Origin of the sequence: Rhizobium sp. WYCCWR 11128 (assembly GCF_013416305.1) — a bacterium.
Classification (GTDB): Bacteria; Pseudomonadota; Alphaproteobacteria; order Rhizobiales; family Rhizobiaceae; genus Rhizobium; species Rhizobium indicum.
The window spans coordinates 669,090-682,484 of record NZ_JACCEZ010000002.1 but is presented as its reverse complement, the minus strand read 5'-3'; the positions used below and the strand labels follow the sequence as shown (position 1 = coordinate 682,484).

At 61.2% G+C, this 13,395-nt stretch carries 14 protein-coding genes; 8 read left to right on the top strand and 6 right to left on the bottom strand.

The features are described from left to right. Nucleotides 1–16 precede the first annotated feature (16 nt). Nucleotides 17–733 (top strand): ATP-binding protein, encoded by a 717-nt coding sequence (locus tag HX898_RS11030; protein ID WP_180194671.1) that lies wholly within the window; start codon nt 17–19, stop codon nt 731–733. A 2-nt stretch (nt 734–735) separates the two neighbouring features. On the opposite strand, the gene HX898_RS11025 is transcribed toward HX898_RS11030, so the two are convergent. From HX898_RS11025 to HX898_RS11015, 3 genes are all read right to left on the bottom strand, one after another. Further along, complete coding sequence (locus HX898_RS11025; protein ID WP_003545475.1) at nt 736–1,173, bottom strand: response regulator; 438 nt, start codon at nt 1,171–1,173, stop codon at nt 736–738. Nucleotides 1,174–1,203: 30 nt separating this feature from the next. After that, nucleotides 1,204–1,908, bottom strand: coding sequence for a helix-turn-helix transcriptional regulator (locus HX898_RS11020; RefSeq protein ID WP_180194670.1), 705 nt, complete (start codon nt 1,906–1,908; stop codon nt 1,204–1,206). Between the two features lie 482 nt (nt 1,909–2,390). Then, nucleotides 2,391–2,768 (bottom strand): response regulator, encoded by a 378-nt coding sequence (locus HX898_RS11015; protein WP_180194669.1) that lies wholly within the window; start codon nt 2,766–2,768, stop codon nt 2,391–2,393. A gap of 191 nt (nt 2,769–2,959) precedes the next feature. Between HX898_RS11015 and HX898_RS11010 the strand changes: the two genes are divergently transcribed. From HX898_RS11010 to HX898_RS10995, 4 genes are read left to right on the top strand one after another with little or no spacing between them, the layout of a single operon-like run. Then, entirely contained in the window at nt 2,960–5,101 is a 2,142-nt protein-coding gene (locus tag HX898_RS11010) for a PAS domain-containing sensor histidine kinase (RefSeq protein ID WP_180194668.1), read from the top strand. Next, on the top strand, nt 5,088–5,513 hold the full coding sequence (locus tag HX898_RS11005; protein WP_003545468.1) for a response regulator: 426 nt from the start codon (nt 5,088–5,090) through the stop codon (nt 5,511–5,513). The genes HX898_RS11010 and HX898_RS11005 overlap by 14 nt, the downstream gene beginning before the upstream one ends. Before the next feature lie 4 nt (nt 5,514–5,517). After that, entirely contained in the window at nt 5,518–7,113 is a 1,596-nt protein-coding gene (locus tag HX898_RS11000) for a response regulator (RefSeq protein WP_180194667.1), read from the top strand. Nucleotides 7,114–7,134: 21 nt separating this feature from the next. Further along, entirely contained in the window at nt 7,135–8,754 is a 1,620-nt protein-coding gene (locus tag HX898_RS10995; RefSeq protein WP_180194666.1) for a VOC family protein, read from the top strand. Nucleotides 8,755–8,757: 3 nt separating this feature from the next. Here HX898_RS10995 and HX898_RS10990 read toward each other — a convergent pair whose 3' ends face one another. The 3 genes from HX898_RS10990 to HX898_RS10980 form a co-directional block, all read right to left on the bottom strand. Beyond that, nucleotides 8,758–9,651, bottom strand: coding sequence for a DMT family transporter (locus HX898_RS10990; RefSeq protein ID WP_180194665.1), 894 nt, complete (start codon nt 9,649–9,651; stop codon nt 8,758–8,760). A 215-nt stretch (nt 9,652–9,866) separates the two neighbouring features. Beyond that, nucleotides 9,867–11,351: an FAD/NAD(P)-binding protein gene (locus HX898_RS10985; protein WP_180194664.1), complete on the bottom strand. Its 1,485-nt coding sequence runs from the start codon at nt 11,349–11,351 to the stop codon at nt 9,867–9,869. Between the two features lie 54 nt (nt 11,352–11,405). Next, complete coding sequence (locus HX898_RS10980) at nt 11,406–11,834, bottom strand: OsmC family protein (protein WP_130708601.1); 429 nt, start codon at nt 11,832–11,834, stop codon at nt 11,406–11,408. Between the two features lie 145 nt (nt 11,835–11,979). On the opposite strand from HX898_RS10980, the gene HX898_RS10975 reads away from it, so the two are divergent. Genes HX898_RS10975 through HX898_RS10965 form a run of 3 tightly spaced genes read left to right on the top strand, consistent with a single transcriptional unit; the run spans nt 11,980 to nt 13,393 of the window. Beyond that, nucleotides 11,980–12,240 (top strand): hypothetical protein, encoded by a 261-nt coding sequence (locus HX898_RS10975; protein WP_003545458.1) that lies wholly within the window; start codon nt 11,980–11,982, stop codon nt 12,238–12,240. Between the two features lie 46 nt (nt 12,241–12,286). Next, the gene (locus tag HX898_RS10970) at nt 12,287–12,520 is read left to right on the top strand and encodes a DUF2188 domain-containing protein (RefSeq protein ID WP_180194663.1); all 234 of its coding nucleotides are present in this window, start codon (nt 12,287–12,289) and stop codon (nt 12,518–12,520) included. 18 nt (nt 12,521–12,538) lie between these two features. Continuing rightward, nucleotides 12,539–13,393, top strand: a complete 855-nt coding sequence (locus tag HX898_RS10965; RefSeq protein WP_180194662.1) for a Ku protein — start codon at nt 12,539–12,541, stop codon at nt 13,391–13,393. Nucleotides 13,394–13,395 lie beyond the last annotated feature (2 nt).

The window sequence follows — 13,395 nt, the reverse complement described above, 5'->3', positions numbered from 1 at the left end:
TCGGGGAAACCGCCAGATGTCATCCGACCCAACGAGACCGCCGGAAATCACCGTTGCCGGAGACAGCGAGGAGCGCATCAAGCGTTTTCTCGCAACCGCCTCGCACGACCTGCAATCGCCGCTTCGCCATATCGCCATGTATGCCGAGCTGCTGCTCGACGATCTCGAGGAGACGCTCGACGGCGAACAGCTTCAGAGCCTGCGGATGATCATGGAAAAGGCGCAGACGGCGCAACGCCTCACCAAGGCATTGATGAGCCTTGCCGGCGGCACACCGCAGGTGACGCCTGAAGAGGTCGACCTGCAGGCGCTCTCCGAAAATGTCTGGGGCGAACTGACCGACGAGACGGCGGTCGGCGAGGCGACGCTTGAAAGCGATGGCCTGCCCTCCATCCGTACCGACCCTGCCCTCTTCGGTCTGGTGCTGCGGCACTTGCTGACCAATGCCCTCATTTATCGCGGGGAAGAGCCGCCGCATGTGGCCATTGCCGCGGAGCGCGAGGGGACGGACTGGTTCATCCGGATTTCCGACAATGGCACGGGCATCGATCCGGCTTATCGGGAGCGGATATTCGAGCCTTTCTGGAAATTGCCGAAGCCGGGAACGGTCCAGGGCGCCGGTCTTGGACTGACGACGACGCGGGAGTTTCTGACGGCGCTCGGCGGCGATATCAGCCTCGAACATTCGGATGAAAGCGGCAGTCGCTTCATCATCCGCCTTCCCATCGCTTGAGATCAGATGCTGTAATCGTCCTTCCAGAAATCCGGGACGTCATAGGTCACATATTCGCGAATGATGTGTTGCAGCGTCTGGGCATCGATTTCGTCCTTGCCGATGCGGAAATCGACGCCGTAATCCGGGAATTCTTGGAAATAACCGCCCGATATATCGGTCGAGACGACGCCGATCGGACCGGTGTAACCGATGCCGCGCAACTCCGGCACCGTGTCGCGGAAATCGGCATTGGGCAGAAGGCGATTGTCGAGCAGGATGAGATCGAAGCGCGCCGCGCGGATCTTTTCCAGCGCGTCACCGATCGATTGCGAATATTCAACCTCGACGGCCGGCTCGGAGAGATCGGCGATCTTCTTCTTGAGCGCGCGGAATTCGATGAATTCGTCGTCGACAAAGAGAACCTTTACGGCATTCCTTCGGCTCGTTTCGGTGATCATCGTCTCATTTCCCCAATCCCGAAACCAACTTCACGAAACCAAACCATTCCTCAAGGCGATCGCCACCATATGAACGCGGTTCACAGCGTCAAGTTTGCGCGCGGCCGCGGTGATGTGCGAATTGACCGTATGTTCGGAAAGACCGAGAATGATGGCGATTTCCGCCGATGTCTTGCCTTCGCTCGTCCATTTGACGATTTCCGATTCGCGCTGGGTCAGCCGTCCGGACATTTCCGGCGTCAGGATTTCCTCGTAGAGCTTGTCGAAAATGCGCATGGTGTCGAGAAGCATGTCGGCGATCTCACTCTGATCCGGCTCCTGACGCTCGCCGCTGAGCACGAGGCAATATCGCCGACCTTCCGGCGTGAACAGCGGGATGAAGAGAAAGACGCCGCCCAGGAACTCGTTGAAAATAAGATCGGACGGATAATCTTCCGGCTGTGCGCTCCGGCCATGGACCGGCGTTGCCAGGAACTGGGCGGACTTTGCCCGGACGGTGCCCAGCGCTTCCTTCAATGTCGTGATGAAAAGGCCGACACGCCGCTCGGCGACATTGGTGATAACGATATCGCGTTCACCGAAAGGAGCCGAAGCCTCGGAAATGCGGGCAAGCGCGAAATTGTCGAAGTTGTAATGCTGCGCCGCCGACTTCAGCAGACGGAAAAAATCGGTGCGGTTGATCGCCCGGCTCAGTTCCGGTCCGGCGTGAAAGGGAGTTGCCGGGGCATTGTTCATTCCCACTCTTCCTCTCCTCCCGCCAATACCTCTAATCCCGAAATCTTGGGATATACGTCTTAGACGCGAAGAGCTACAAAAATTGCGAGACAAGTTGATGAGAGATATCGAAAACGGGGACTTTCGATATTTACGGCGGAAATCATCAATTATCTCAACGACAGGTGATGCACGGGCAGATTTTACTGAGGGGCAGTAGTTCTTACCTGGGTATCGTAAATCTTCTCGTGTTCAACATCCATGAATGCGAGAAGGCAGTGCCAGACGTAAGCGCGAGAGAACCGATAGACCCATTCAGCTAAGGGGTTGGCTGATGTTCGTGGCGGCGAACGCGGGTTGATCGGTTCTCTCAGCGCTTATTTTGCGTTCCATTTCCTTCGCTTCGGTTGCATCTTGTGATGCGCTCCCCACCTTGTCAATTGCGGTTTGTCGCATGCTCCGGGCGAGCGGCAGAGAACGGGCCGCCGGGCTTGCGTCGTTTCCTACACTTCCAGATTGAGAATGATTGCGGCAAGGTCAAGCGGTTTTTCGAGATAGAAATCGGCGCCGGCCTCGAGCGCACGCGCGCGATCCTCATCGGCATCCGAGCCGCTGCAGATCGCAAGCCGCATCGCCTTGAACCGAACATCCCGGCGCAGGCTCATCACCAGGCCAGTGCCGCTGTCGAGCGGCATGTAGAGATCGGTGATCAGCAGATCGGGCACGGCCTTGCCTTCCGCCGCGCGCGCCTCCAACGCCTCCAGCGCCATATCGGCGGTCGAAAAGCAGAGTAGATCGACGTCTATCTGCTGCTTCCGGCTGATATAGTCGAGATAGAAAAGGTCATCCCTGCTGTCGTCGACGTAAAATAGGGTCGGCATCCACCACCGTGATTGGATATTGTTCGAACGAACGTCGCTGTCCTTAGAAATCACGATACCGCGGTTTCACGAAAATTCGATATACCTTACCGCAAGGCATTTCGCAAAAAGCGCGGCATCGCCTTCCCTTGCCTATTGAGTATTCGTTGATTTCGGAAAAAATGGCCGCGCAAACCAAGGAGAATACACGGGTGCAGGATAGCAGCGACGTGGGCCTGCAGGACCAGCGAAGGCGGCACTACCGTGCCTTTGCGATTGCCGTCGGTTGCCTGATGGTCCTCCTTGGCCTGACCGCCCTTGCCGGCTGGTTGTTGCAGGTCGAGATTGTCATTTCGCTGGTTCCCGGCTTTCCATCGATGGCCTTCAATACCGCGCTCTGCTTCGTGCTTTCCGGCGTGGGGCTTGCCGCTTCGACACTCGCCGCACGCCGTTTTCGAATAACGGCGACGATCACGGCGGGGCTTGCGGCGGCGATCGCCGCGGCCCGGCTCGTGGAAATCGTCATGATCGGGCGGACTTTTCACAATGTCGACGTGTTGATCTCGCGCTTCCTGGTTTCGCCGGATTTCATCGCTGAGATCGGCGGCGGCATGGGGCCGAACACGGCGCTGGTCTTCCTGATCGCCAATCTTTCGCTGCTGCTCTCGCTCCAGGTGGAGAAGTCGAGAGGCCAGGTGGTGCAGGAATTGACGAGCTATGTCGTTATCACCCTCGGCATGATCGCGCTGGCCAGCTATGTCACCGATGCCGAACAGGGCTACCGCTGGGGGCCTTATGCGGCGATGGCGCTGCATACGGCGGTCGGCATAGTGATCTTCGGCTCGGGACTTCTCGCCCGCTCCTGGTGGATGCAGCCGGCAAACCGGGCGCAGATCCCGCTCTGGATCCCGGCTGCGGTCTGCTTCACCGGTCTTCTCGTCGATCTCTATACGCCGCTGGGTGTCGCCAACGGCATTCTCTATGTACCGCTGGTTCTGACGGCGCTCTGGTTCGGCAACCGGAACGCGCCGCTTTTCTTCGCCTTTGCCTGCACCGTGCTCCTGATGCTCGGCTTCTTCGCCGTCAGGCACAACGAGGCGGCGTTCTGGCAGGAAATCGCCAACCGCACCATTACGGCTGCCACGCTTTGGCTGATCGCGCTTCTCGTCTTCTATTTCTTGCGCAACAACTATAGCCTCGAAACCGAGCGTGTCCGCTTCGGCGCGCTGGTGCGCGGCACGCCTGATGCCGTCGTCGTCATCGACGAGCGTGGAACGATCAAGAATTTCAATCCGGCGGCTGAAAGCATGTTCGGTTACTCCCCGCAGGAGACAATCGGCAAAAACATCAAGATGCTGATGCCCGAACCCTACCATTCCGAGCACGACGGCTATCTCGCCCATTACCGGCAGACCGGCGAGGAGCGCATCATCGGTACGACGCGCATGGTCTCCGGACGACGCAAGAACGGCATCGTCTTTCCGATCGATGTTTCCATCAGCGCCGTCGCCACCGGCCATACGAAGACCTTCGTCGGTATCGTGCGCGACATCAGCGAGCGCGTCCGGCAGGAAGAACGGATGAAAACGACGCTTTCCCAGCTCGAGGCCTATACGGCCGAGCTCGAGCGCAGCAACCACGACCTCGATGAATTCGCCTATATCGCCTCGCACGATCTCAAGGAACCGCTGCGCGGCCTGCACAACCACTCCCGCTTCCTGTTGGAGGATTATGAAGACAAGCTTGACGTGGACGGCGTGCGCCGGCTGAACCGGCTCGTGCGTCTCAGCCAGCGCATGGAGAAGCTCGTCAACGAGCTTCTTTATTTCTCCCGGCTCGGACGCCAGCAGCTGGCGGTCAAACGCACCGATATCGGCCTGATCGTCAAGGATGTCGTCGCGACGATGGAGTTGCTGCTCGAGGAACGGCACGCCAAGGTGATCATCGACGGCCGGCTGCCGGAGGTGGTCTGCGACGCGCCGCGGCTGACCGAAGTGTTCCGCAATCTCATCACCAACGCGATCAAATACAACGACAAACCGGCGCCGCTCGTCTCGATCGGCTATCTTGACCGGTTCGTCGGCAAGGACGGCACGGTTGCCCGCAACGTGTTTTTCGTTAAGGATAACGGCAAGGGCATTCCGCAGGAATTCCACGAGGATATTTTCCGCATTTTCAAACGGCTGGAAAAGTCGCAGGATTCCGACGACGGGACCGGAGCAGGCCTCACCTTCGTTCGCAAGATCATCGCGCGGCACAATGGCGATATCTGGCTGGAATCCGAGGTCGGCACCGGCACGACATTCTACTTCACTCTGGGAAAAAAGCGCGAGGGGCAGAATGCAGCAGCGTGATACGCAACCGATCCTGATCGTCGAGGACAGCGAAGACGATTTCGAAGCGACGATGCGCGCCTTCAAACGCACCAATCTGCGCAATTCGATCCGCTGGGCGGCCTCCGGTCAGGAGGCGCTCGACATGCTCGCCGAGATGGTGCCGAAACCGGGGCTGATCCTGCTCGACCTCAACATGCCGGGTCTTGACGGCCGCAAGACGCTGGAGGCGATCAAGTCGAACGCCGGCTGGCGCAAGATCCCGGTGGTGATCCTGACCACCTCCGACGACGAACGCGATATCGAAGGCTGCTATGCGCTCGGCGCCAATACCTATGTGCAGAAGCCGGTGGATCTCGACGGGCTCTTCGCCGCGATCCAGCGGCTGAAGGAATACTGGTTCGAAATCGCGATCCTGCCACTCGAGGACTGACAGATTGGCAGAACACTGCTCTATTCTCATCATCGACGACAACATCGACGATCTCGAGGTCTATCGCCGCATATTGGGCCGCGTTTCCAGCACTGCCTATACCGTCGTGGAGGCGGAGACGGGCGAAGAGGGTCGTGCGCTGAACGGCCGGAAACGGCCGGACTGCATCCTGCTCGACTATTCGCTGCCGGGGCGCGACGGGCTCGGCGTTCTTGCCGATATCCTGGAGGATGATCCCGCCGCCAACGTCATCATGCTGACCGGCCAGGGCAACGAAACCGTCGCCGTCGAGGTGATGAAGAGCGGCGCGCGCGACTATCTGACAAAGGATTCGCTGTCGCCGGAGACACTGCATCGCTGCATTCAGAACGCCATCATGCACGGCATGCTGGAAGCAAAGCTGGAGCAGAAGCGGCAATCGCTTGAGATCTTCACTCGCGCCATGGCCCATGATCTGAAGGAGCCGCTCCGGACGATCAAATCCTTCAGCCGCATCCTGCACGGTTCTGCAGCGCTTCCGGCCGAAGACCGGGAATTGCTCGATTACGTGCTCAGCGCCGCCGACCATATGGAAGACCTGATCGTCAAGGTCTCGGGCTTCACCAAGCTCGAGGCCTCCGGCGGGCTGGAGCTCAGGCCGGTCTCGCTCTCCGATGTGCTCGGCCAGGTGGAGGACAATCTGCGCCAGCAGACCGAAAGCCGCGGAGCCGTCATCATCCGCGGGGCGCTGCCGGAGGTCATGGGCGATGCGACGCTGCTGACCCAGCTCCTGCAGAACCTGGTGTCGAATGCCGTCCGCTATTGCGAGCAGAAGGTTCCGGAGATCAGCATCACAGGCGAAGCGCTGGGCGATACCTGCCGCCTCACCGTGCGTGACAACGGGCCTGGCATCGACCCCGAGCACCGCGAGCTGATCTTCCAGCCGTTCAAGCGTCTCGTCGGCCGCGGCATCGAAGGCACCGGGCTCGGCCTTGCCATCTGCCGCCGCATCGCGCAGATGCATGGCGGCTCGATCTGGTGCGAGGCAGAAAATGGGCCGGGCGCCACCTTCATTCTCGAAGTGCCGCTCGCCGAGGCGAGGCCCGTGCCATCAGCCGCATCGGCCGTGCCGCACAGCACAAGGCCAGCGGAGCAGCCAGGCGAAGGTTCGGGCAGGCTCGCCGAAGTGCTGCTGGTCGAAGACAGCCCGGCCGACATCCAGCTTCTGAAGATCAAGCTGATGCGGCGGGACAAGGTGAACTTCAACCTGCATGTCGCCACCAACGGACGCGAGGCGATGCGGCTGCTCGAAGAGCGCGCCGGCATCGCCGATGTGCCGCAGATCGACCTGATGCTGCTCGACATCAACATGCCGATCATGGACGGCTTCGAGGTGCTGCATGCACTTTCAGCCGACATCCGCCTCAAGCAAATTCCCGTCTGCATCCTCAGCACGTCCAGCGACGAGAGCGACATGCGGCGGGCCAGAAATCTCGGCGCGCGCGCCTATATGATCAAGCCGCCGACCCTGCAGCAACTGGAAGAGGCGCTTGAAGATGTCGAACATTTGGAGTTGTTGCAGCGCGGCGATTCGCTTGCGCTTTGTGCGGAACAAAATTAAGCGATCGTCATTGGCAACGGTATGACCTTCGCAGCTCTCATACTCGCGCTCCTGACGACACCGCTTCAATCAGGACTGCTCTCGATGGTATCAGGCATACATCACATCACGGCCGTCACCCGCAAGGTGCAGGCGAATGTGGACTTCTACGCGGGATTTCTCGGCATGCGGCTCGTCAAGCAGACAGCCGGTTACGAGGACGCGACACAGCTTCATCTGTTCTACGGCGATGCAGTGGGGACGCCGGGTTCGCTGCTGACCTTCCTTGCCTGGGAAGATGGTGCGCCCGGCCGAGCCGGTTACGGGCAGATCAGCGAAATATCGCTGTCGATCAATCCCACCAGCATCGGCTACTGGCTGACGCGCGCCATGAGCTTCGGTCTGAGCTCCGAGGGACCGGCCGACGAATTCGGCGAGCCTGTCCTGCGGCTGAAGGACCCTGACAACATCATCCTCAAGCTCGCGGGCGCAAGGAACCTCGCATCGCCAGCCGCCTGGGACGGCGCCTCGATCCCGGTCGAGCATGCCGTTCAGCGCGTGCGCGGCGCGACCATGCTGACGGAGAAGCCCGCCGAAAGCCGCAGCTTCCTCGAGACGCATTTCGGTTACCGCTTCCAGGCCAGCCGCGGCACGATCGACAGGCTGGTGTCGCAATCCGGCGATATCATCGACGTGCGCGATGCGCGCGGCTTCTGGTCCGGCGCGCCGGGCACCGGGACGGTCGATCACGTCGCTTTCCGCGCTGCCGACGAGGAGACGCTGCTTTCCGTTCGCAAGGCTCTTGAGGCGACCGAGGCATCGCCGACCAACTTGCATGACCGCAAATATTTCCGCTCGCTCTACGCCCGCGAGCCCGGCGGCACGCTGGTGGAACTCGCCACCGACAAGCCCGGCATGACCGTGGACGAAGAGCAGGCCGCCCTCGGGGGGAAGCTATTCGCGCCACCCGAAGCCATTACCAATCTCCATGACCTGAAGGTGATGCTGCCGCAATTTTCGATGCCCGGCCAGCCGCGTGTCAATTATCGCGAGCTGCCATTCGTCCACCGATTCTATACGCCCCCAGATCCCGATGGCAGCGTCTTCGTTTTGTTGCACGGCTCCGGCGGCAATGAGACGACGCTGATGCCGCTGTTGAACAAGGCGGCGCCGCGGGCGACGCTGCTCGGCGTGCGCGGCCGGGCGACGGAGGAAGGGTTTCCACGCTGGTACAAGCGCATCACCCCCTTCTCCTTCGACCAGAACGACATCAAGACCGAGGCGGAGGCCTTCGCGGCCTTCATCGAGGGCGCCGTCAAATCCTACGGGCTCGATCCTCAGAAAGTCGTCTATGTCGGTTATTCCAATGGCGCCAACCTCCTGAACTCGCTGCTCTACCTGCACCCGAACCTGGTTCACAAGGCGGTGCTGCTCCGCTCCATGCCTGTGCTGAGCGACTATCCGCATGCCGATCTGAAAGGCACGGACCTGCTCGTCATCAGCGGCAAGACGGATGCCTATGGCAAATATGCGAGCGAACTGGAAGAAAGGCTGAAGAGTTCAGGCGCCACCGTCGATTCCGACGTCATCCCCGGCGGCCACGATCTCGGCGATGCCGACATTCCGATCATCCAGAAATGGCTGTTGCAGGAAAATCGCTGACGATCAGCCGCGGCGGGCAACCATAATACCGGCAAGCACAACGGCGCCGCCGAGCGCCTGCATCGTCCCGATCGCCTCGTTGAGCAGAGCCCAGGCAAGGATTGCCGCAACGACCGGCTGCAACAGCAGCGTCAGCGAGGAAAAGGCCGCTGGCAGGTAGGCCAGCGCATAGGTGATTGCCACCTGCCCGCCGGCATGGCTGATAAAGGCCAGGCCGAAGACGATCGACCAGCCATAAACGGTCGCGGGCAGCATATGGCCCTCGTAGATCAGGCCGATCGGAAAGATGCAGACGGCAGCGCAGGCCGTGCTCCACAGCATGATGCGGATTGTATCGAAGCGGCTGCGCAGCCTGCCGATCGCAAGGATGTAGCAGGCATAGAAGAAGGCGGCGATCATCGCCATGCCGTCGCCGCGAAGGTCGCCATTGCCGATGGCTGCCGGTCCGCCCTTCAGAATGACGACGCCTGATAGCGCCAGGACAAGCCCGAGCGCGAAGACGCGGCTGATCCTCGCGCTGAAAAAGGCGAAGGCGATCAGCGTGACGAAAACCGGTGCGAGATTGGCAAGCAGCGTTGCGTTGGCGACCGACGTCATGGTGAGCGAAAGGTGCCAGGCGGCGAGATCGAGCGCCAACATGACGCCTGGGAGAGCCAGCATGCCATAGTCGGAAAGGCTTTGCGGCTTCGGCCCCCTTTCCTTCTTCAGCAGCGAGACGATCATGATCGGGATCAACGCCAGCGCCACGCGCCAGAAGGCCGTCGCCATCGGACCGACTTCGGACAGCCTGACGAAGATCGGCGAGCCGCCGATCGCCGCCCCGCCGAGAAGGAGTGCGGCAAGAGCGAAGCGGTTGGAAGGCGAGGCTTCGGAAAGGGTGGGAGCGGCCTGCGACATGATCTCGATATTTCTGGTCGCCCAAAATGCCGGGCCGGCGGAATATTACAGCGCCGCGCGTCTTTTCAGACGCGCAAAGGACGCTGTAACACTTTAAATTGCTGCATAATTTTATCCTTAAATCGATTTCGATTTATGGAATTATGCAGTGATGGCCGAGGGACTATCAGAAGTCGATCACCGGGGACAGTCGAAGAGCGACATATTGGTGGAAATCAGGCAGGATGCCTATTCGTCGCGCTGGTCCGCAGCTTTTCGGCGATCTCGGTCGCGACGAAGAAGGCATGCTCTGTCACCTGCGGCAGACCCATCAGCTCGCCGAAGGTGCCGCGCGCCAGCGGACCGGAGATCAGCAGCGAAGGATCTGCCTTTCCCAACGAGCCGATCGCCTCCGAGCGCTCGGTGCAGGCAAGGCCGAGGCCGGTCGGGTCGAGCGTCAGATGGCCACTTGCCGCTAAGGCTGCGAGCCAGGGCTGGGTTTCGAGAATACCGCCATGCGCCGGGCCGGTGGTGACGACGACGGCGTCATAGCGTCCCTCCAACGGCTGGCGCTGATGACGCGGCTGCAGGGTGCAAAGAATGAGCTCGCCCTCGATGCGCGCATCGGCAACCGACCCGGCCAGGATATCGAGGCGGCCCGCAGCAACCGCCGCGTCGAGCACGGCCTCGACCTGCGGGGCGATCCGGAAACGATGCACATCCCAATAGGGACGCAGATGGCGGACGAGCCGGCGTCGTTCGGCAACCGGCAGCGCCTGCCAGAGATCGTATCCCTGCGCCCGCACCTGATCGATCACCCCATGCCAGCTGATGCCCTGCGCCTTCGCCGCACCTATGGCGGCGCGGATCCCTCTCAGCAGCGACACGGCGGAATGGGCCGCATCGGAGATGAAATCGCCGAAGAGCTCCTGCGGTACCGGCGGATGGCCGCGAGACCGCAGACCGCGGCGCGAGATCGCGGTCACCGGACCGTCATGCCCGCGGTGCGCCAGCGAGGCAATGACATCGGCGGCCGTCAGGCCGTTGCCGATGACCAGCACCCGGTCCTGCGGGCGGATCACGTCGAGCGCGCCGGGCTTGGTGGTGTCGGCGACGAAACGGGGATGGGCGGCAAGCCGGGCAGCAAGCCGGGCGGGGGCTGCCGGCGGCGGATGGCTGGTGGCGATCGCGACGATATCGGCCTCCGTCACGCCGCCTCTGTCGTCGAGGATCGACCAGCGGCCGGCACGGCGCTCGACACCCGTCACCGCAGCGCGGCAATGACGCACGCTGCCGTCTTCCAGCAGCGGCTTTAGCAAGGAGGCGACATATTCGCCGAACAGCCGGCGCCGGGGGAAGAGCGAGCCATCGGGCTGCCTGGCCTCAGGGTCGCCGGCGACGGCGTCGCGGGCTTCGATCCAGGCCAGGAATTCGCCCAGGTCATCGGGCTGCAGGCTCATCTTGGCGGCTGGAACATTGATGCGGTGGGCCGGATCGGCCGTGTCATAGGCAAGGCCGCGGCCGAGTTCGGCGCGCGGCTCGAAGACCATAATGGCGGGGCGCTCGCAGCAGTCGGCTCTCGCGAGATGATAGGCGACGCCGGCGCCGGAGACACCGCCGCCGATGATGGCGACGACGGGTTGTTCAGACGTCGGGAGAGGCTTGGGCTGCATGGTGACCGGGATCATTGCTTTCGATGCCCGAGCATAGAAGCCGGTCATTGGTCACGCAATCCTCCTCCCCCGATTGTCTATAATTATTATGTAGATTTAGCCTTACCCCGATATCGTCGTCGAGAACTCGGGATTGCCGCGGATGGTGTTGCTCACCGTGCAGATCTCGTCTTCGGCGGCATGGGCGATTTTCTGCCGGGTTTCTTCGTCGATATCGCCCTTGATCGAAAAGGCGATGTTAAACTTGGCGACGCGCGAAAGGCCTTCCGTCGCCTTCTCGCCGGTGACCTCGGCAGTGATCTCGCTGATCTTGTCGAGAATACCCATCTGGCTGGCGGCGATGCGGGCGCTGAGCACCAGGCAGGCCGAGAGCGAGGAATAGAGCAGATCGAGCGGATTGAAACCCGGCTGCGACGGCGCGGTGACGATATCGATCTCGCCTTTGGTGGCGGAGGTGACATGCGGGAAACCGGTACGGCCGAGAACGGCGGTGGCGCCGGTTGGGCGGGGACGTGCCTTGAGATCGGCCATGTTGAAAATCCTCTTGCGAATATCTTGCAGATGGTGATTTCCGCCTGAGGCGGCAATGGTAACGGACGCCCGCCGGTTTCGGAACCTTTCCATCCGTCATCAGTTGAATACACCTGAACGAAATCAGTGACAAAGGTGGATTGCGATGCCTGACGTCCGCAGCATGGATAACCAAGGCCGGCGGATGGATGCTCGCGATCGACTGATCGTTGCGCTCTATGCGCAGCTGAAAGCCGAGCGGGAAACCCGCGAAACGCTGGAATGGGCGATCCGAAACGGCGCCGTCTCCCAGGAGGTGCTGGAAGCCATCGCTGCCGATCCGGTTCCGGTCGTCACCAGCGAGGATATCGCGTCGCTAGAGAAGATCATTGCGCTCGATGAACGGCGCAAACCAAATCGGAACTAGCCGACGACGACATGCACCCTATTTGAGTGAGAAGAGGAGATCCGAGATGGCCGATATCACCTATCAGGTCGTGCCGCATGACAATGGCTGGGCCTATAAGCTCGGCGAGACACTTTCGGAAACCTATGCGACAGCGGATGAAGCGATTGTGCATGCCAAGGACGCCGCATCGCGCCAGAAGATCGGCAATGGCGATGCGCTGCTCGCCTATCCCGCGCCCGGCGGCCGCGGCTGGGCATTTCAGGAACTCGAAACCGACAAGAGCGGCAGCCGGCTCTGATCTGCAACGGAGGATGGAATGGCCGCTCGGGCAAGCTGGAAGGGTCATCTGAAGGTGGGCGACCTTGCCTGCGCCGTCGGGCTCTACACCGCCGTTTCCTCTTCCGACCGCGTCTCCTTCAACATTATCAACCGCAGGACCGGCCACCGGGTGGAACGGCAGTTCGTCGATAGCGAGACCGGCAAACCGGTCGAGCGGGGCGACCAGGTCAAGGGCTACCAGATGGAGAACGGCGACTACATCGTCATCGAGGGCGACGAGATTGCCGAAATCATGCCGGAAAGCGACAAGGTCCTCAATATCAAGGCTTTCATCGCCTACGACGATATCGACAAACTTTATTTCGACCGCCCTTACTATCTCGCGCCCGTCGACGAACATGACGAGGAGGCACTGTCGCTGATCGCCAGAGGCATGCGCGACGGCAAGGTCGCGGCTCTGGCCGAAGCCGTGCTTTTCCGGCGCAACCGGACGCTGCTGATCCGCCCGCATGACAACTACATCGTCGCAACGATGCTGAATTTCGACTACGAGGTGCGCTCGGCCGATACGGTCTTCAACGACATTCCCGACATCAAATTCGACAAGGAGATGATCGAGCTTGCGGGCCATATAATTGGCACCAAGCACGGCAGCTTCGAACCGAGCACATACGAAGATCGCTATGAGGCTGCCCTCGTCGAGCTGGTGAAGGCGAAGATCGAGGGCCGGGCGCCACCGAAGAAGAAACCGGCTCCGGAACGCAAGGTCGTCGACCTGATGGAAGCGCTGCGCCAGAGCGCCAAGATGAGCGGCAAGGCGCCAGCAAAGAAGGCCCCGGCGAAGAAGAAGGCGCCGGCGCGCAGCGACAGCCGTAGCAAGAAGGCAAGCTGAGA

What these genes read in the sequence shown, in the direction of transcription:
- HX898_RS11030 (WP_180194671.1), top strand. Translation starts at nt 17, where the DNA reads ATGTCATCCGACCCAACGAGACCGCCGGAAATCACCGTTGCCGGAGAC.
- HX898_RS11025 (WP_003545475.1), bottom strand. Translation starts at nt 1,173, where the DNA reads ATGATCACCGAAACGAGCCGAAGGAATGCCGTAAAGGTTCTCTTTGTC.
- HX898_RS11020 (WP_180194670.1), bottom strand. Translation starts at nt 1,908, where the DNA reads ATGAACAATGCCCCGGCAACTCCCTTTCACGCCGGACCGGAACTGAGC.
- HX898_RS11015 (WP_180194669.1), bottom strand. Translation starts at nt 2,768, where the DNA reads ATGCCGACCCTATTTTACGTCGACGACAGCAGGGATGACCTTTTCTAT.
- HX898_RS11005 (WP_003545468.1), top strand. Translation starts at nt 5,088, where the DNA reads ATGCAGCAGCGTGATACGCAACCGATCCTGATCGTCGAGGACAGCGAA.
- HX898_RS10995 (WP_180194666.1), top strand. Translation starts at nt 7,135, where the DNA reads ATGACCTTCGCAGCTCTCATACTCGCGCTCCTGACGACACCGCTTCAA.
- HX898_RS10990 (WP_180194665.1), bottom strand. Translation starts at nt 9,651, where the DNA reads ATGTCGCAGGCCGCTCCCACCCTTTCCGAAGCCTCGCCTTCCAACCGC.
- HX898_RS10985 (WP_180194664.1), bottom strand. Translation starts at nt 11,351, where the DNA reads ATGACCGGCTTCTATGCTCGGGCATCGAAAGCAATGATCCCGGTCACC.
- HX898_RS10980 (WP_130708601.1), bottom strand. Translation starts at nt 11,834, where the DNA reads ATGGCCGATCTCAAGGCACGTCCCCGCCCAACCGGCGCCACCGCCGTT.
- HX898_RS10975 (WP_003545458.1), top strand. Translation starts at nt 11,980, where the DNA reads ATGCCTGACGTCCGCAGCATGGATAACCAAGGCCGGCGGATGGATGCT.
- HX898_RS10970 (WP_180194663.1), top strand. Translation starts at nt 12,287, where the DNA reads ATGGCCGATATCACCTATCAGGTCGTGCCGCATGACAATGGCTGGGCC.
- HX898_RS10965 (WP_180194662.1), top strand. Translation starts at nt 12,539, where the DNA reads ATGGCCGCTCGGGCAAGCTGGAAGGGTCATCTGAAGGTGGGCGACCTT.